The organism is Polynucleobacter kasalickyi (assembly GCF_900176405.1).
Classification (GTDB): Bacteria; Pseudomonadota; Gammaproteobacteria; order Burkholderiales; family Burkholderiaceae; genus Polynucleobacter; species Polynucleobacter kasalickyi.
In genome coordinates, this window is record NZ_FWXJ01000007.1 from 89,424 (window position 1) to 106,553 (window position 17,130).

At 40.8% G+C, this 17,130-nt stretch carries 18 protein-coding genes; 5 read left to right on the plus strand and 13 right to left on the minus strand.

All coding sequences use genetic code 11. From position 1 onward, the window contains the following. Positions 1 to 5: 5 nt before the first annotated feature. Positions 6 to 626 (plus strand): flavin reductase family protein, encoded by a 621-nt coding sequence (locus B8983_RS07860; RefSeq protein ID WP_084283596.1) that lies wholly within the window; start codon positions 6 to 8, stop codon positions 624 to 626. A 76-nt stretch (positions 627 to 702) separates the two neighbouring features. Here B8983_RS07860 and B8983_RS07865 read toward each other — a convergent pair whose 3' ends face one another. Both B8983_RS07865 and B8983_RS07870 read right to left on the minus strand, forming a co-directional pair. Continuing rightward, positions 703 to 1,689: a Tim44 domain-containing protein gene (locus B8983_RS07865; protein ID WP_084283597.1), complete on the minus strand. Its 987-nt coding sequence runs from the start codon at positions 1,687 to 1,689 to the stop codon at positions 703 to 705. A gap of 101 nt (positions 1,690 to 1,790) precedes the next feature. Continuing rightward, positions 1,791 to 2,810, minus strand: a complete 1,020-nt coding sequence (locus tag B8983_RS07870) for an alpha/beta hydrolase (RefSeq protein ID WP_084283598.1) — start codon at positions 2,808 to 2,810, stop codon at positions 1,791 to 1,793. 142 nt (positions 2,811 to 2,952) lie between these two features. Between B8983_RS07870 and B8983_RS07875 the strand changes: the two genes are divergently transcribed. Together B8983_RS07875 and B8983_RS07880 are read left to right on the plus strand one after the other, a co-directional pair. Continuing rightward, entirely contained in the window at positions 2,953 to 3,936 is a 984-nt protein-coding gene (locus tag B8983_RS07875; RefSeq protein ID WP_084283599.1) for a Bug family tripartite tricarboxylate transporter substrate binding protein, read from the plus strand. Between the two features lie 17 nt (positions 3,937 to 3,953). Beyond that, complete coding sequence (locus B8983_RS07880) at positions 3,954 to 5,018, plus strand: isocitrate/isopropylmalate dehydrogenase family protein (RefSeq protein ID WP_084283600.1); 1,065 nt, start codon at positions 3,954 to 3,956, stop codon at positions 5,016 to 5,018. 47 nt (positions 5,019 to 5,065) lie between these two features. On the opposite strand, the gene B8983_RS07885 is transcribed toward B8983_RS07880, so the two are convergent. From B8983_RS07885 to B8983_RS07895, 3 genes are read right to left on the minus strand one after another with little or no spacing between them, the layout of a single operon-like run. After that, positions 5,066 to 5,827, minus strand: coding sequence for an MBL fold metallo-hydrolase (locus B8983_RS07885; RefSeq protein ID WP_084283601.1), 762 nt, complete (start codon positions 5,825 to 5,827; stop codon positions 5,066 to 5,068). A 17-nt stretch (positions 5,828 to 5,844) separates the two neighbouring features. Then, on the minus strand, positions 5,845 to 6,834 hold the full coding sequence (locus B8983_RS07890; RefSeq protein ID WP_084283602.1) for a Bug family tripartite tricarboxylate transporter substrate binding protein: 990 nt from the start codon (positions 6,832 to 6,834) through the stop codon (positions 5,845 to 5,847). Between the two features lie 27 nt (positions 6,835 to 6,861). Next, positions 6,862 to 7,896, minus strand: a complete 1,035-nt coding sequence (locus B8983_RS07895; protein WP_084283603.1) for an Ldh family oxidoreductase — start codon at positions 7,894 to 7,896, stop codon at positions 6,862 to 6,864. A 220-nt stretch (positions 7,897 to 8,116) separates the two neighbouring features. Here B8983_RS07895 and B8983_RS07900 point away from each other — a divergent pair, with 220 nt between their 5' ends. Then, complete coding sequence (locus tag B8983_RS07900) at positions 8,117 to 8,596, plus strand: VOC family protein (protein ID WP_159460858.1); 480 nt, start codon at positions 8,117 to 8,119, stop codon at positions 8,594 to 8,596. Between the two features lie 3 nt (positions 8,597 to 8,599). Here the strand turns inward: B8983_RS07900 and B8983_RS07905 are convergent, their stop codons facing one another. Genes B8983_RS07905 through B8983_RS07930 form a run of 6 tightly spaced genes read right to left on the minus strand, consistent with a single transcriptional unit; the run spans position 8,600 to position 13,038 of the window. Beyond that, the gene (locus B8983_RS07905) at positions 8,600 to 9,361 is read right to left on the minus strand and encodes a substrate-binding domain-containing protein (protein ID WP_084283605.1); all 762 of its coding nucleotides are present in this window, start codon (positions 9,359 to 9,361) and stop codon (positions 8,600 to 8,602) included. 27 nt (positions 9,362 to 9,388) lie between these two features. Continuing rightward, complete coding sequence (locus B8983_RS07910) at positions 9,389 to 9,739, minus strand: PH domain-containing protein (protein ID WP_084283606.1); 351 nt, start codon at positions 9,737 to 9,739, stop codon at positions 9,389 to 9,391. Between the two features lie 6 nt (positions 9,740 to 9,745). Continuing rightward, on the minus strand, positions 9,746 to 10,534 hold the full coding sequence (locus B8983_RS07915; RefSeq protein WP_439650340.1) for an ABC transporter permease: 789 nt from the start codon (positions 10,532 to 10,534) through the stop codon (positions 9,746 to 9,748). A gap of 1 nt (position 10,535) precedes the next feature. Further along, on the minus strand, positions 10,536 to 11,369 hold the full coding sequence (locus B8983_RS07920) for an ABC transporter ATP-binding protein (RefSeq protein WP_084283607.1): 834 nt from the start codon (positions 11,367 to 11,369) through the stop codon (positions 10,536 to 10,538). Between the two features lie 11 nt (positions 11,370 to 11,380). Beyond that, on the minus strand, positions 11,381 to 12,436 hold the full coding sequence (locus tag B8983_RS07925; protein WP_084283608.1) for an ABC transporter substrate-binding protein: 1,056 nt from the start codon (positions 12,434 to 12,436) through the stop codon (positions 11,381 to 11,383). Between the two features lie 29 nt (positions 12,437 to 12,465). Further along, the gene (locus B8983_RS07930) at positions 12,466 to 13,038 is read right to left on the minus strand and encodes a cupin domain-containing protein (protein WP_084283609.1); all 573 of its coding nucleotides are present in this window, start codon (positions 13,036 to 13,038) and stop codon (positions 12,466 to 12,468) included. 211 nt (positions 13,039 to 13,249) lie between these two features. Between B8983_RS07930 and htpG the strand changes: the two genes are divergently transcribed. After that, entirely contained in the window at positions 13,250 to 15,151 is a 1,902-nt protein-coding gene (htpG, locus tag B8983_RS07935; RefSeq protein ID WP_084283610.1) for a molecular chaperone HtpG, read from the plus strand. Positions 15,152 to 15,215: 64 nt separating this feature from the next. On the opposite strand, the gene B8983_RS07940 is transcribed toward htpG, so the two are convergent. Both B8983_RS07940 and B8983_RS07945 read right to left on the minus strand, forming a co-directional pair. Then, positions 15,216 to 16,220, minus strand: coding sequence for a Bug family tripartite tricarboxylate transporter substrate binding protein (locus B8983_RS07940; RefSeq protein WP_369405848.1), 1,005 nt, complete (start codon positions 16,218 to 16,220; stop codon positions 15,216 to 15,218). 27 nt (positions 16,221 to 16,247) lie between these two features. Further along, positions 16,248 to 17,126 (minus strand): isocitrate lyase/PEP mutase family protein, encoded by an 879-nt coding sequence (locus tag B8983_RS07945; protein WP_084283656.1) that lies wholly within the window; start codon positions 17,124 to 17,126, stop codon positions 16,248 to 16,250. Positions 17,127 to 17,130 lie beyond the last annotated feature (4 nt).

Here is a 17,130-nt window from a genome sequence, read left to right on the forward strand (position 1 = left end):
CCAGGTTGCAAGATTCATTTTATTTTTATGAACCACAAAAAGGTCATGGTTTGCCACATGATCCATTTAAAGCAATTGTTGGTCCTAGGCCCATCGGTTGGATCGGTAGTAAAAGCATAGATGGCATTAATAATTTGGCTCCCTATAGCTTTTTCAATGCAGTAAATTCCGACCCACCAATGATTGGTTTTACCAGTACTGGATATAAAGATTCCGTTAGGAATATTGAACAAACGGGTGAATTCACCTGGAATCTCGTCACAAAGCCACTCGTAGAAGCCATGAATATGAGTTGTGCTAGTGTACCTCCAAGTGTCGATGAATTCGAATTAGCCCAATTAACCCCGGCCCCATCAAAACTCATTCATTCCCCCAGAGTTCTAGCAAGCCCAGTGTCCTTTGAGTGTAAATTATCTGAAATCATTCAGTTAAAAGACCCTCATCAAAGCCCTTTAGAGTCATGGTTTGTGATTGGGCATGTTGTTGCAGTCCACATTCTACAAAGTGCACTAAAAGATGGTATCTATGACACAGCTAGTATGCAGCATGTAATGCGTGGTGGCGGACCTGCTGATTATTTTACTGTCGGCCCTGAACAGCTATTCAAACTTTATCGACCTAAGTAGAACAGTCAAATCAAAGAGATAAAAAAGGACTATTTATAAAAATAGTCCTTTTTCAAAAAACATTTTTCGTCAGTTATTAATGGATTTGTTGAATCCCACATAATAACCAACCAGTATTACCTTCCGCTGGTTTAACCCAATTCCAAACCTCTTCAAACTCAGTAACTGGTCCATCTTTTTCCTCACGGAGGGAACCAGAGAACCTAGTACTTGCCAAAAATTCCTTACCATCTTCTTCAAGGGCAACTAAATCGGCAGCAAGTGTTAAAACTTGAGTAAAACTAAGTGCACTACTTCTATTCAACATGTCTTGTCTCAACAAATTAAACATATCTGGGGTTGTGTACTCCCTTAATTTATCAAGATTTTGCTGATCTGAAGCTTCTTGTAACTGAATAAATAATGATTTAGCATTTTGTAAAAAAGAATCCTTTTCAGAAAGATGCGTTGGAGCTGCGTCTAACTGGCTAGAGTTCCCATTGACAAGATAAGGTTGGCTTGCAGTGTTATTTAGTATTGGTTCTTGATTAACTCTTTGATTTGGAGAGTTCCAATTACTACTAAAGTTTGGTTCAACATTGGCACGATTAAAGGAGCCGGCAGGTGCGGAAGCAAACATCGAGTTTGATTTTGGACCGAATTTACGAATCAAAAACATAATTAATATGCCAACTAAAGCAAGCATTAATATGCCGGAGAACATTGAAGCTAAACCTTCTCCCATCCCACCCATGCCCATGTGCGAGAAAAGATAACTCAAACCAATACCAGCAGCTACACCACCTAAAATACCACCAAGACCTCCGAAACGACTAGGTTGTCTAACTGGAGCAGTGGGAGCAGCAGGAGCACTCGTTGGATTTACAGTAGAAGTTGGCTTCTCTCCCACAGGAGCTGCCGTAGGCTTTGGAGGTAAGCTATTCTGATTTTTAGTCACAGAACTCGACTGCCTACCCATGCTAGCTCCACCACCTAATCTTTTTGCATAAGCAAAATTACAGGTTAGCAAGGCTACAGCTAAAAAACTAATAACTAGTTTATTGATCAACTTAAAATTCAACATTCATTTGTACCCATTGTGTATAAGATAAATACTATTAAATACTAATTTAGGGGTTTTGTCATTGGCTCTGAAAATACCCCTATTAATCAAATACAATTTACTTATTCACCAGTGTAAATTGGTTTAGGCATCGTATAAAAGCTATCCAAAATATGGTAGGGAATCATGACATTTTTCTCTTGGAAACTGGCATGGGCGATTCCGTGCATTACACTAAAGTGCTTGTCAGGATGAGGCAGTTGGGCAAAGAAATCAATCAAATCACCAAAACTTGCAATACCATCATACTGCCCGCGCATCATTAAGACCGGTAAATTTAGTTTTAATGGATCTATCAGGGGTAAATTAGCTGACATATCCAAATAGGTACCTGTAGGCATCGTATCATCTAAATCAGTAACGGCTTTAGCGAAAGCATCCACCACCGCTTGATCTGCCGTACCTGCGTGATCTCTGGTAAACACACTTCTGATCATCGCTTGATCAACAGGTCGGCGATTTGCATTTTGCCATTGACCAATACGCTTCTTTCTCTCTGTAAGAGTTGGACTGTCTTTACCCGTCCAAACGAAAGCATCCAATGCAATTCGAGAAATCTTACCAGGATTATTTTGGGCAAACATGGCTAACTTCAGTGAGCCTGAGCTAATACCGTATCCAAATATTTGTTTGGATTTTGTTTCCTGCAAAATAGCATCCACAACGACCTGAAGATCATCAGCACCATTTTTGACATTAAAGTTAATATTTCTAGATTTATCGGACCTTCCATACCCTTCATTATCAATACACCAAGTGTCGTAACCCAAACCAGCAAAGTAGTCCATTGCAGAATATTCGGGTTTTCCTGGGATATATAAATCAAAAGTTGGCGTACCCGCCATTGAAGAACCATGAACAAATAAGATGATGCCACGTGTGACTTTATTTGGTTTCTTTCTCCAGAGGTGTAATTTTATATTAACGCCATCAACTGATTTATTGACCCAGTAGGACTTACCTACCACAAGCCCTTTGTTACCACTAGCATTGGTTTGGGCTTGAAGAGTTTGACCAGTAACTAAAGCTCCACCTATAACGGCGGATGATGCTAGCAATAATTGACGACGAGTTGACTCCATAAAACTGCTCTCCTAAATTATAAAAATATTGAAATTTGATAATAAACTGAAATGTTTCTAAAACAGATACTACACAATAAATTTTCGAACATCTTAATGGTTAAAATATTAACAGTTACTTTAATCTAAATTGGACATAACAATGCAACTATTCCGTAGGCTCTTTCTAAAAATCTTAAAGATTTGTTTTTTCGTGATTCCTATTTACTCAGCCCAAGCACAAAGTCCCTACCCAAACAAAACTGTAACCATTGTTGTTACCTATGCGCCGGGTGGATTAGGAGACATGTTAGCGAGAAAAATTGCTGAGCAATTAACTGTTAAAACCAAACAATCCTTTGTTGTTGAGAACAAACCAGGGGCAACTGGCGCTTTAGGGACTCGTTATGTTACTAAAGCTAAGCCAGATGGGTACACCCTCATTTTAGGCCAAACCGGTGAAATGGTGATTAATACCTTTGTTTCAAAGGAATTGGGTTACGACACCATGCGTGATCTGAAACCCGTTGCATTGATTGGTGAGGTTCCCCTTACATTAGTTGTACCGGCGAGCGCATCTACCAACTCAATCAATGACTTAATCAAAAAAGCAAAATCCAATCCGAATAAATTAGTATATGCCTCCTCAGGTACTGCTACACCGGGCCATCTGGCGGCAGCTGCGTTTACACAAGCTTCTGGCATTGAAATGATTCATGCTCCTTATAAGGGAGCAGGTCCGGCGATGGCAGACGTTTTGGGTGGGCATGTCGACATGTTCTTCTCTAGCACTCCATCCGTCTTGCAATTGGTAGAAAGTAAAAAATTAAAAGCACTCGCTGTTTCATCCCCCAAAAGAACCAGCGCACTTCCCGAAGTCCATACTGTGTCTGAAGAGGGCATCAAGGATTTTAGCTTTACTTTGTGGGGTGGAGTCTTTGCTCCCAATGGCACTCCTGAGGAAATCTTGACTTTCCTCAACAAAGAAATTAATACCATCTTAGAAGATCCTAATTTTTATAAAGAGTTAGAAAAGGATAGTGTTTTAGTTAAAGCAAACTCAAGAAAAGAATTTACTGAATTTTTAAAAACTGAATTCACTAAGTATGCAAAAACTGTAAAATCAATCGACCTTAAATCTGAGTAATCCTCAAGAAAGAAAATATGAAATTAGTTGTAATTCCAGGTGATGGCATCGGACCAGAAACAATGTCAGTAACGGTTGATGTATTGAAAGCACTTGATCAGCGCTTTGGTTTAGGTTTACAAATGGAGCATGCTATTGCTGGCAAAGAAAGTCTTGCTAAACATGGCACAACCATTGCTCCAGGTTTGCTAGATCTCGTCAAAAACTCTGACGGTCTTATGTTAGGTCCCATGTCGACCTATGAGTTCAAGGATGAATCTAAGGGTGAAATTAATCCCTCTAAATTTTTCAGGATCAATTTAGATTTATACGCAAATATTCGTCCGGCAAAAACTTTCCCAAATGTACCCACTCGGATGGATCCATTTGACCTCGTCGTCGTTCGAGAAAATACTGAAGGTTTTTATGCTGATCGCAACGTAGAATCAGGTAATAGTGAAATTCTTGTCACTAAAGACGTCGTCATTTCACTCCGAAGAATCACTAGACTATGTTGTGAGCGGATTGCTAAATCTGCTTTTGAACTTGCCATGACTAGAAAAAAACATGTGACGATTGTGCATAAAGCGAACGTGCTACAAATTGCAGATGGCATGTTTATTGATATCTGTCATGAGGTTGGCAAGTCTTACCCGGAAGTAACAATCGATGACTTTATCGTGGATGCCATGATGGCTTTAGTGGCGAGAGATCCAGGCAAGTTCGATACGATCGTCACCACCAATATGTTTGGTGATATTTTGTCAGATTTAACCGCCGAACTATCCGGTAGTTTAGGTCTGGGCGGCTCATTAAATGCTGGGGATAACTTTGCGATGGGGCAAGCAGCTCATGGCTCTGCGCCTGACATTGCGGACCAAGACATTGCCAATCCATTTTCTCTCATGACTTCTGCCGCAATGCTTCTCAACTGGTATGGTGGTCGCAAACAATTGCCTCATTATGTGCAGGCTTCTCAAGCTCTTGAGAAGGCGATTGAGGAAGCAATTGATGCTAGAGAAACCACTAAGGATATTGGTGGCACTCTGGGTACGAAGGCGACGGGCCAAGCGATTGTCAGAAAAATACAACTAGCTGCTTAACTATTAGCAACCTAATTCAGCCAGTCGTATTGCACAGAGAGTCTGAACTAAGCAGGCACTTTAGTTAAATCGAAAACATCGGAATGTTCGATGTTTTCGGTAAACCAAGCGTAAATTCCAGCAGTACGAGTACCGACATGAACTGGATGTTGGTTTTCATCTAAAACCATCGTGACATCATGACCAGGAATCAAAAGACTACCTGGTTTTTCAAGCCATTTTTCCCAAATAAGTTCAATGGAAGCGGCACTCTCCATTGGGTCTTCCGTATCGATTACTTTTCTACAAATTAATTCAGCTTTGTTTTTAGCAGAATCGCCCGTAAATAAAATATTGGTTTCACCGTTATCCAACACAAATAGTAAATGTCCAGGCGTGTGACCTGGTACTTCAAATGCTGTAATTCCAGGGATAAACTCCTCTTGATGCTTGACCTTCTGCACTCTAGATGAAGTAGACAACTCTTTTACATATAATTCCGGAAGTGGGTTAAATCCAGGCTCTTGTGCTGCCGCCCAATCAATTTCAACTTCACCAATCCAAACTGTTGCATTTGGGAACAACACAAAGTTCACGGCATGATCATAATGCGCATGGGTCAATATCACATCTGTAATATCAAGTGCAGTCAGTCCATGATTTTTTAAACTCTTTTCAAGGGGTTTACGCATACCAAAGGCACCAACATCTAACAAAATCGTCCGGCCATGACCACGAATTAAACTCACAGAACTCCAACCTAAACCTCCGTGGCAAACTGAGCGACCTGGGAAGCCTTGAATCAATACATCAACTTGATAAGAACTCATAAAAATTTCCTTAAGATTTATTCAGCCTGAATATGTGCAGCCTGGATTAATTTACTATACATTTTTAACTCTGACTGGATTTGATTTGCAAACTCAGTTGGCGTGCTTGCCACGATTTCATTTCCGCCATCATCCACCAAACGTTTGACCGTAGTAGGCACCTTCAAAGCCTTCACGACCTCCTCGTGTAATCTTTTAATAATCAGAGGATCAGTACCAGCAGGTGCTAACAAGCCCTGAAATTGAGAAATATTGAACCCTTTGTAGCCCAATTCGCTCATCGTTGGTACATTAGGTAAAGCTTTACTCTTATTAGCAGAAGATACGGCAAAGGCCCTTAATTTTCCAGCTTTAATGAGAGGGACAGCGGTAACTAAAGGTTCAAACGTAAAAGTAAGATGACCGCCCAACAGATCAGCAAGCATGGGAGCTGCACCTTTATATGGCACATGCGTCATTTCTACACCAGTAGTTAAAGCCAACAACTCCCCAGCAAGATGTCCGCCACCACCAATGCCAGTCGAACCATAACTCACTTCTTTTGGTTTTTGTTTAGCCAAACTCACAATTTCTCCCACACTTTGCAAGGGGGAGTTGGTAATCACCACGACAGCATATTGGTAAGTAATTGCCGCACTAATCGGTGCAAAGTCCTTAATAGGGTCATAGTTTAACTTTTTTGGCATCACTGGGTTGACTACTAACGGACCACTTGCGGTAAACAGGAGGTTGTAGCCATCTGCAGGCATCTTGGCAACCTGTTCAGTTCCAATCACCCCATTGGCTCCCGGACGATTTTCTACGATCACCGATTGCCCCATGCTTTCCGACATGCTTTGGGCGATGAGTCTTGCAGTAATATCCGCAGCTCCACCAGCTACATAAGGCACCACCATTTTGATTGGCTTTTCTGGGTAGCCTTTTTGGGCAAAGCCGGATTCCATCATTGCTAAGCCGATTAAGCACAAAGAGAGATATTTAGAAGTTGGTCTAGATAAGAGTTTCATTTTTAATCTTTAATCAATTAATCAGTATTACTTGTTAGCATGAGATTCAAGTAATGCGATGGTCTCGTTGCTAATTTCAATCCCATTCGCTTGTTGGCGTGCCATTTTATTCAATTCGATTGTACCTGGCACAATCACCGGCTGAGCTGGATTCGACGCTGGGCTAGCCGTTAAAATTTGTGCAAAATCATTCATACGCTCAACTAACCACTCCGTAGATCCAAGGCGTTTCGTATCTAATAAAATAAAGAAATGGCCAAGATTTTGTGGTTCATCTGGCGCATCCTGCCATGATTTAACGTGGGTCAAATAAGCTGCATTGGATAACAGTCCAGCAAATAAATCCACCATTAACGCTAAGCCATAACCTTTATGACCACCGATTGGCAATAAGAAGCCATCTAAGGCTGCTTTGGGATCACTGGTTGGCACACCATTTGCATCGGTTCCCCAAGTTTCAGGGATGGATTGTCCGGCTTTAAAGGCGTTTCGAATTTTTGCTCTGGCAACGACACTCATTGCCATATCGAGAAGGAATGGATTACCCCCCGGATTCGGCACACCAAAACCGAGTGGACTATTACCTAAACGTGCGTCTGAACCACCCCAAGGAGCAATGGTCGTCGTTGCGTTACTACCAATCATGCTGGCAAAACCCTTTTGTGCTGCCAAATAAGAATATGGGGAAATTGGTCCGAAATGATTACTGCCTCTTGCCAAGGCAATACCAATACCACACTCAGAGGCAACTTCCATCGCGGCTTCTAAAGCATGCATACCAACCAAAGGGCCTACGCCGTTATCTCCATCGATTTTTACCATCGCAGGAGCAACTCTCTCCTTAGTAACTTTCGCTTTCGGATTAATTCCATTCACGATTAGACGTTCTCCATAAGACTCAATTCGGCTGAGTCCATGGGTAGATAAGCCAAATAAATCTGCCATGACTAGAACTTTAACTATTTGAGTTGCATCCTCGACGGATAAGCCAAGATTAGAAAAAGCTTTAATGCCTAATTCGGTAAGTTTTGCTTCGGAAATGATTTGAGTATTGCTGGACATGAGAGTTTTCTTTTATTTAGTCTGTGAATGAATAATTTTTTTGATGAAAAGGGATCAAAATATTTTGTATCAATTTTATCAATGTAGTATCGTTAGATATTCTAACAAACAAAAAATAGGACACGGGTATGACCTGAGACGTTCATAAAGAGTGTCATCAAAAAGCATAACGGTCAAACTAATGGGCAAAACTTAAGGAGAGACAATGGGGCTAAAATTCATGGAACACATTTTGATATTGACACACGATCCAGAAGCTACTCGAGACTGGTTCTGTGACAATCTGGGATTTGAGAGTGGCGACCACCCCGAATTTGGCTTTCCTGTTTATTGGTTATATATCGGCAATCAGGATGTGGTTCACATTGGTAAAGCACAACATTCAGAACATCAAAACACTTACCTAAGTACACCTAGTGACACAGCATCCAGCGTAAGTTCAACCGCTAATCACTTAGGATCAGGCAGAATAGACCATGTCTGCTTTAACTGCGAAGGAATGATGGAATTCATCGATCGCCTCACTAAAAACAAGGTGGAGTTCAGCGAACGCAAAGCCCATAATTCAAACCTGTATCAGCTTTTTATGCGAGAGCCTATTAATGGCATTAAAGTCGAACTCAATTTTTCTGCAGAAGAAGCATTAAATGCCAAGCGACTCCCTAGCTGGACCAGTACGGGAGAAAATACGACCAACTAATCTTTAGTCAATACCAGCATCTTTATAAAAATGACGGTTACTAGCTTGAGTAATATAGCTGAATAAATCACTAGCAATTTTTTCATTACTCGTGGCTTTCATCACCGCAGCAGCATAAGAGGTGTAGTTTTGAATCTCAGCGGGGAGAGGTCCAACAAGACGTAACCCTTTCGTTTCATACATCTTAATTTCAGGAATTGCACCAAACCCAATCTCTTTACCTTTGCCATTAATAATATGGGTAAGAACCATGTCTCCATTAGCAAATTTTTGAGTTTTCGGCTTTAACTGTTCAGAGATGCCCATCTTTTCAAACAGTTTATCCAAATACACTCCCGTTGATGCCGTGTTATAAACAATGGATTCGGATTGCAGTAATGTCTGCTTAAACTCCTCCACCGATGCTACTGCTGGACTAGTTAATGCATTACGAACCGTGATCCCGGCACCAACTTTACCAATCACGGGAGGATTAGTTTGTATCACTCTTCCAGCACTGATTTGATCTTGCATCACGCTGACAGGAGCAACTAAAACATCAGCTACCACATTACTTGATAGTTTTTGGGATAACTGAGGGGATGTACCAAATTGAATAGACACTTTGTGACCTGTCTTTTTTTCAAAGTCTTCCACAACCTTTACTAAACCAGGCTCTACCGCGCCAGCACTTAAAATCGTTAAGCTTTCGGCCTTAGACACCAAAGAGAACATACACAGCAACATGAATACAAACGAAAAAAAGACTTTCTTAAATGCAACCATTATTGAATCCCCTTTTAATTTTTATGTTTAACTCACCAGCTCCTGAAATGCACGTTTAATTTTAACTGGATTATCGATATTTCTAAAGGTTTCTCTGGTTCCTCCTGAACCGATAATCGTGAAGGAACCACAACCGAGTAATCGACCAAAAACACCCTGATTTACCGTTACCGATTCAATCTTACTAAGATTAATCTCCACAATCCTTCGAGAAATAATTCCCTCTTTCACCACAATACGTTTATTCGTGATGACATATTCATTAGAGCTTAAGCAATAAGCTAACCAATCTTTTGAGAAAAAATTTAGCCAATGATTTTTGGCTGTCAGGACAATCTCCTCACCACTAATTAAGTTTTTACTAATATAGGTTGCCATGAATGACTAAAGCCTTTGCGAGTCGTCATGTTTCGGACGCCAAACCATTAATTTAGTTTCCACAAAGCCAACCAAAGCATCTAAGGCTAAAGCACAAAATGTTAATAGAACAATACCAGCAAAAACTGTATTAATATCGAAAGTGCCTTCTGCCTGAAGGATTAGATAACCAACCCCCCTAGCTGATCCCAAATACTCACCCACGACAGCTCCCACAAAGGCCAACCCCACCGAGGTATGTAAGCTAGAAAATACCCAACTAGTGGCCGATGGCAAATAGACCGTTCGCAATAACTGAGAGCGATTTGCGCCTAACATTCTGGCATTTGAAAGAATTGCTGGACTTACTTCTTTGACACCTTGATACACATTAAAAAAGACCACAAAGAAAACTAAAGTAACTGCTAAAGCGACTTTTGACCAGATGCCCAAACCAAACCAAACCGCAAAAATAGGGGCAAGAATGACTCTGGGCATGGAGTTAAAGGCTTTTAAAAATGGATCAAAAACAATGCTAGTTTTTGGTGATAGGCCTAAAAATAAACCACAGGCAGTGCCGCCAATAGTCCCAATTAAAAAGGCTAAACCTGTTTCCAACAATGTGATCGCTAAATGTAAATAGATATCTCGATTGACAAATAACCAATCGATCAATCGATCCAAAACAATTAAAGGCTCACCAATAAAAAAAGCCACGTTCAAAGATCTACTTGCAAGGTGCCAAGTGATTAAAACGAAACCCAATATAAACAATTGCCAACCCTTGATTTGCAAATTAGCTTTAGAGAGCATCATCTTAGATGACCTCCATCTTTAGCTTTTGTTTTGCATAACTTCGCAATACCTCATCACGAAGCACTTGCCAAATTTCGTTATAAATCTCATAAAACCTTGGATTAGTTTTAATCTCAGCGACATCCCTTGGCTTGGGCAAATCGATTGTGAAATTACCGATTGGCCGTGAACCTGGACCGGCAGACATCACAATCACTCGATCACTCATCGCAATCGCTTCATCTAAATCGTGGGTGATGAAAAGTACGGCTTTGCCAGCATCTGTTGAGGTTGCTTGGCACAAATTTAATACTTCGTTTTCCATCAGTTGTCTAGTTTGTAGATCTAGTGCAGAGAAAGGTTCATCCATCAGAATAATTTTTGGTTCCAATGCTAAGGTTTGCGCTAAGGCAACACGCTTTTGCATACCACCAGAGAGTTGATGGGGATAACGGTCTTCAAAGCCACCAAGCCCAACTCTTTTCAACCAGTCCCGTGCAATCGACTGAGTTTCCAACTTGGATCGTCCTTGGTACTCTAGACCAAGGCAAACATTTTGCAAAGCATTGCGCCATGGCATCAAGGTATTTGATTGAAACATATAACCGGCATCACTATTTAATGAGTTCAGTTTTTTACCGAATACTTCAACAGAACCGCAACTTGGACGAATGAGGCCTGCAGCCACATTCAGAATCGTCGATTTACCACATCCAGTTGGCCCTACAATCGAAACAAATTCATTCGCTTGTAAATCTAAATTAACCTGTTCAATGGCTGTGTAAAACGATCCACTATCATCTGTAGCAGGAAATTTACAAGCCACATCCCTAATTTGTAGTGCAGGTAGCGTCATGTTTATTTGGCTTATTTATATTTTTGGTTTGCCTTTAGCGCAAACGAATTAGTATAAGTTTTCGATAAATCAATGCTTTTACCGGCTAAATCTTTTTCAAATCCAGACAACATTTTATAAGCTGTATTAGGGCCATCTTTGGGCATCAAACCATCCGGAGAGATTGCTTCCTTCACACCACCCCATGCTTCAAGATACAGAGCCCGATCACCTAACAAATAATTTTCTGGGACAGTTTTTACAATATCTGAAGGACCAGCATTTTGTAGCCACTTTAAAGAGCGAACAATTGCATTCGCAAGCGCTTGCGTTGTATTTGGATTTTTTTCAATAAATGCGATTGGTGCGTATAAAACTGCAGCAGGCATATTGCCACCATAAACTGTTTTTGTATCTTTTAAGGTTCTGGTGTCTGAAATCACTTTTAACTCACCTTTTTGAGTCAACATCGTAATGACAGGATCTAAGTTTGCCATCGCATCCAGTTGACCTGAACGCATTGCCGCTACAGCACCGGCACCAGCACCAACCCCAATGACAGAAACATCTGAAGGCTTCAAGCCGCCTTGCGCCAAAATAAAATTCAACATCATATTACTAGATGAGCCAGGAGCGGTTACGCCGATACGCTTCCCTTTTAAATCTGCAATTGATTGGTAATTCGGCATATTCTTTGTGGAATAACCTAAAACAATCTGAGGGGCTCTACCTTGTAAAACAAAGGCTTGAATAGGCTGGCCTTTAGCTTGCATATTGATCGTATGTTCATATGCGCCAGAAACAACATCTGTGCTACCACCGACCAATGCCTGCAGAGCTTTTGCCCCACCAGGAAAGTCTGAGATTTCGACGTCTAATCCCTCATCCTTAAAGTAGCCTAACCGCTCAGCGATTGTTAGTGGTAAATAATAAAAAAGGTTTTTTCCACCAACGGCAATACTCACCTTTGTCTTCTCTAAATTTGCGACAGGCTGCATTGGGGGTTTAGATTGAGCAAAAGCCCCTGAACAAATTAAACTTAAAGCAATGATCAATGTACGTAATTCTTTTTTGCAGAAAATATTCATTTTTATCCCCCAATTAATTTTTAACTAACTTAAAAGTTTTTAGCAATTTCCGCATCAAAAGTGCCATCAATTAAGACGAATAACATTTTGCAAGGCTTTCCTGAACGATTAGCCCAAGCATGGCTTGTGCCCCTTTCAACCAAAAAATCTCCTTGCTGCATGAGACGTTCTTCTTTATCGAGCACTAAGTGAATTTCACCTTCTAAAACGAGTGCATAATCGACTGATTCTGTCCGGTGCATCAGTGGATGACCACCTTCTTTGTAAGTAGAGGCTTTATTCGTGCCGAGTGCACCAAAAGCTTCCTTGGCTCCCGCGTTATCTAATTGCTTTGTCCACTCGCCTTCAGGCCCAAACTCAATAATTCTGACAACTGAACCATTTTTTGGTGGCTCCAACTGAAGTGGGGACAAAGTTGGATCGGCACCATTATCAACTTTGACAGGCATCTCATGAGTTAACCACAAATTCGTGAGGTAATAACCGACCCTTTTCGGATTGGTGTGAACTGATGGTGCAGGACCATCTTCCGTGACAATTGAATTTCCTTGCTCATCGTGTCCAGTCACAATTCTTCTTACATATCCTTTTGGCTGTTCCATACTGTCTCCATCGTTGCGTTAATTGATATCTTGTAGATTATAGATTCTTTAAGAAGCCTGACATAAAACTAACGGAAAGTATTGCAAAATAGTAAGTCGAAAAAAATTCTAAGAAAAATAGAGGATTGCTCTTGAAATTGATGATTTCATCCTTATATCCAACTTGTTAGCATTTAGTTTATTAATTATTTTTTCTTATTCAGGATAAAAAATGACCGTAGCAAATAAAGAAACCCTTGATTTTCAAGCAGAAATCAAACAATTGCTGAAATTAATGATTCACTCTCTGTATTCAAACAAAGAGATTTTTCTAAGAGAACTCATTTCAAATGCCTCAGATGCATCTGACAAACTTCGTTTTGAAGCCATTAATCAACCTAGCCTGTATGAATCAGATAGCGAATTAGCGATTCAAGTTGCCTTTGATCCAACCGCTAAAACAATTTCAATTACTGATAATGGCATCGGCATGAGCCGAGACGAGGTAATTGCTAATTTAGGTACGATTGCAAAATCTGGAACAAAAGAGTTTTTTTCCAAGTTATCTGGCGATCAACAAAAAGATGCCACTTTAATTGGTCAATTTGGGGTTGGCTTTTACTCAGGCTTCATCGTCGCTGATCGGGTCACTGTTGAATCTCGCAAAGCTGGACTAACTGCCGAAGAAGGTGTTCGCTGGGAGTCTGCAGGAGATGGCGAATTTACAATTGAGGCGATCACTCGTGCTAAAAGAGGAACCACCATTATTCTTCATTTAAAGCCGGAGGAAGAAGAGCTACTTTCCAGTTGGAAGCTTAAATCGATCATCCGTAAATACTCTGATCATATTTCAATTCCTATTCAAATGTTTAAAGAGGAATGGGATGAGAAAGAAAGTAAACAAGTCGTTACGAGTGAGCTCGAAAATGTCAACGAGGCTAGTGCTCTTTGGACAAGGAATAAAAATGATATCACTGAAGAGCAATATCAGGAGTTCTATAAGAGTATTTCGCATGATTTTGAAGCACCTCTTTGTTACTCCCATAACCGGGTAGAGGGTAGAAGCGAATTTACGCAATTATTATTCGTACCTAAAAAGGCACCCTTCGATTTATGGGATAGAAGTAAGCGTAGCGGTTTGAAGTTGTATGTAAAACGCGTATTCATTATGGATGACTCAGAGCAATTGATGCCGTCCTACCTTCGTTTTGTGGCAGGTGTGATTGATTCAGCCGATTTACCACTCAATGTATCTCGTGAAATTTTGCAAGAGTCTAGAGATGTGAAGTTTATTCGCGAGAGCTCATCTAAGCGAGTTCTGAACATGTTGGATGATTTGGCCAATAATGAGGACGAAGCTAAACGCGCTCAATATCAAGATTTTTGGAATGAGTTTGGTCAAGTGCTAAAAGAGGGTACGGGGGAAGATGCTCCTAACTTAGAAAAGATTGCGGGTTTATTACGATTTGCCAGCACTCAAAATGACTCTGAGGCACAAACTACTTCCTTAAAAGAGTATGTTGAGCGGATGAAAGAAGGTCAAGAGAAGATTTATTATGTAACGGCCGAATCTTACCTTGCAGCAAAAAATAGCCCCCATTTAGAGATTTTCAAGAAAAAAGGGATTGAAGTACTTCTCCTCACGGACCGAGTTGACGAGTGGATGCTTTCTTACTTAACTGAATTTAATGGTAAAGCACTAGCATCTGTTGCCAAAGGTGGTTTAGATCTGGGTGATTTAGCGGATGAGAAAGAAAAAGAAGAACAAATAGAAGCAGAAAAGCAATATACCTTCTTATTGCAAAAAATGAAAAAGACTCTAGAGAATAAGGCCAAAGATGTCCGTATTACGCTGCGTCTCACGGACTCTCCAGCTTGTCTCATCGCTGATGAAAATGAATTATCAGGCAATCTACTCAGAATGTTAAAAGCAGCTGGTCAACAAGCGCCAGATACAAAACCGATTCTAGAAATCAACCCTGATCATCCTTTGGTCAAGAAAATTGAAAGTACTACGGATCATTTTGATGATTGGACACATATTTTGTTTGATCAAGCGCTACTTGCTGAAGGTGGTCATATTGAAGACCCTGGAAGCTTTGTGAAACGTATTAATCAAATGTTACTGATGTAACTTTTCTAAAGAGAAAAACAATAGGCCTGAAAAGGCCTATTGTTTTTTGGGTGAAAAATAACGGTTAATCAACTCGAATCTGAGCGGCTTTGACGACCGAACGGTACTTAGCAAGATCGGCTTTAATTTGTTCTTCAAAATGCTCTGGCGTATCCGGAGTCGCAACAATCCCCATTTCTTCCAAACGATCTCGACCTTCTTTCGAGCTCAAAATCTCATTCAGAGCAAGGTTGAGTCTTTGAATAATTGGTTTAGGAGTTCCTGCTGGCGCTAACAAGCCAACCCAAGAACTGACCTCAAAGTTGGGGATACCACTCTCAATAAAAGTGGGAACATTCGGTAATGAAGGGGCTCTGTTTTTACTTGAAACAGCAATGGCTGTTAAACGGTTCGTATTCACATATTGAGCGGCTCCCGCCACTGCTGTGTAGACTAAGGGAATACTGCCACCCAAGACATCAATCAGTGCCTGTCCACCACCTTTGTAAGGCACATGAACTAAATTAGCGCCCGTCTTTTGTTTCAATAATTCTCCAGCAATATGAGGAGTACCCCCTGTTCCAGAGGTTCCGTAAGATAAGCCATTAGGATCTTTTTTAGAAAGTTGAATAACATCATTGACCGTTTTACCTGGGAAATTATTATTGGCCACCAAAATCAATACTGCATCACCAATTTTGCCAACGGGAGAAAAATCTTTCACAGAATCAAATGGCACTTTAGAGAACACATTCGGATTAATTACCAAGGTGCCATCAAAACCGAGTACTAAAGTGTAGCCATCTGGTTCCGCTTGCGCGACTAAGCTAGTACCAATATTTCCAGATGCTCCAGTACGATTTTCGACAATCACAGACTGACCTAATTTCTTAGTTAATTGATCAGCAATGTACCGACCACTTGTATCCGTAACACCTGCTGGTGCAAACGGAATAATTAACCGAATGGCCTTATTGGGGTAAGGATTTTTCAAGGCTTGCGCAAGCGATGTATTTGAAAAGGTAATTACGGTACTAAAGCTAGCGAATGCAAAAAAAATCCATTGATATATTTTTGATGTATTTTTCAAATTATTCTCCCCATCATTGTTTGACCATTAATCAGCATATTTTTTTTCAAAGTCCCAAACTTCCTGGAAACCCATTAATTTAGATAACTCGTTAAATTCATACAATTGATCAGCCATTTGTACTGAGGAACCATGTTCTTTAAATCCAGCATATACAGCATGTAAGGCTTTGACGCTGGCTAACAAGGCTGTCACAGGGAAAATCGCTAATTGATACCCAATTGCCTGTAGCTCATCTCGGGATAAAACTGGTGTCTTGCCGGTATCGACCATATTTGCTAAGACGGGCAAATCAAACTGCCTCCCAATCATTTGCATTTCCTCAAGTGACTCTGGAGATTCGATAAACAAAATATCAGCGCCAGCTTTCGCATACGCCTCACCTCTTCGAAGCGCCTCGTCAATGCCAAGTGAAGTTCTCGCATCGGTCCTGGCAATGATCAGAAAATTTTTATCAGTACGACTATCGCTTGCCACCTGAATTTTCTTCACCATATCTTGCATTGGAATGACTCGACGACTCGGTGTATGACCACATTTTTTAGGGAACTCTTGATCCTCTAACTGAATCGCCACCACACCGGCATGTTCATAACCACGGATGGTATGTTGAATATTCAGTAATCCACCATAACCAGTATCACCATCAGCAATGAGCGGTGTATTGGCCATCGCCGCCATCATCTGGACTTTTTCTAACATTTGGGTATAGGAAGCCAGCCCCGCATCTGGTAAGCCGAGCGAGGACGCAACAGTGCCATACCCTGTCATATATAAGGCCTCAAAACCAAACGAGTCGGCCATGCGTAGGGAAACCATGTCATGAACTCCAGGAGCAATAATCATTCCAGGCTGGCTTAATCTTTTTTTAAAATTTTCTCGTAACTGCTCCGGCTTTAATTTCATCATC

Excerpts from the sequence above, each read along its gene's own strand:
- B8983_RS07865 (WP_084283597.1), bottom strand. The coding sequence starts at position 1,689 with ATGTTGAATTTTAAGTTGATCAATAAACTAGTTATTAGTTTTTTAGCT.
- B8983_RS07870 (WP_084283598.1), bottom strand. The coding sequence starts at position 2,810 with ATGGAGTCAACTCGTCGTCAATTATTGCTAGCATCATCCGCCGTTATA.
- B8983_RS07875 (WP_084283599.1), top strand. The coding sequence starts at position 2,953 with ATGCAACTATTCCGTAGGCTCTTTCTAAAAATCTTAAAGATTTGTTTT.
- B8983_RS07880 (WP_084283600.1), top strand. The coding sequence starts at position 3,954 with ATGAAATTAGTTGTAATTCCAGGTGATGGCATCGGACCAGAAACAATG.
- B8983_RS07885 (WP_084283601.1), bottom strand. The coding sequence starts at position 5,827 with ATGAGTTCTTATCAAGTTGATGTATTGATTCAAGGCTTCCCAGGTCGC.
- B8983_RS07890 (WP_084283602.1), bottom strand. The coding sequence starts at position 6,834 with ATGAAACTCTTATCTAGACCAACTTCTAAATATCTCTCTTTGTGCTTA.
- B8983_RS07895 (WP_084283603.1), bottom strand. The coding sequence starts at position 7,896 with ATGTCCAGCAATACTCAAATCATTTCCGAAGCAAAACTTACCGAATTA.
- B8983_RS07900 (WP_159460858.1), top strand. The coding sequence starts at position 8,117 with ATGGAACACATTTTGATATTGACACACGATCCAGAAGCTACTCGAGAC.
- B8983_RS07905 (WP_084283605.1), bottom strand. The coding sequence starts at position 9,361 with ATGGTTGCATTTAAGAAAGTCTTTTTTTCGTTTGTATTCATGTTGCTG.
- B8983_RS07910 (WP_084283606.1), bottom strand. The coding sequence starts at position 9,739 with ATGGCAACCTATATTAGTAAAAACTTAATTAGTGGTGAGGAGATTGTC.
- B8983_RS07915 (WP_439650340.1), bottom strand. The coding sequence starts at position 10,534 with ATGATGCTCTCTAAAGCTAATTTGCAAATCAAGGGTTGGCAATTGTTT.
- B8983_RS07920 (WP_084283607.1), bottom strand. The coding sequence starts at position 11,369 with ATGACGCTACCTGCACTACAAATTAGGGATGTGGCTTGTAAATTTCCT.
- B8983_RS07925 (WP_084283608.1), bottom strand. The coding sequence starts at position 12,436 with ATGAATATTTTCTGCAAAAAAGAATTACGTACATTGATCATTGCTTTA.
- B8983_RS07930 (WP_084283609.1), bottom strand. The coding sequence starts at position 13,038 with ATGGAACAGCCAAAAGGATATGTAAGAAGAATTGTGACTGGACACGAT.
- htpG (WP_084283610.1), top strand. The coding sequence starts at position 13,250 with ATGACCGTAGCAAATAAAGAAACCCTTGATTTTCAAGCAGAAATCAAA.
- B8983_RS07945 (WP_084283656.1), bottom strand. The coding sequence starts at position 17,126 with ATGAAATTAAAGCCGGAGCAGTTACGAGAAAATTTTAAAAAAAGATTA.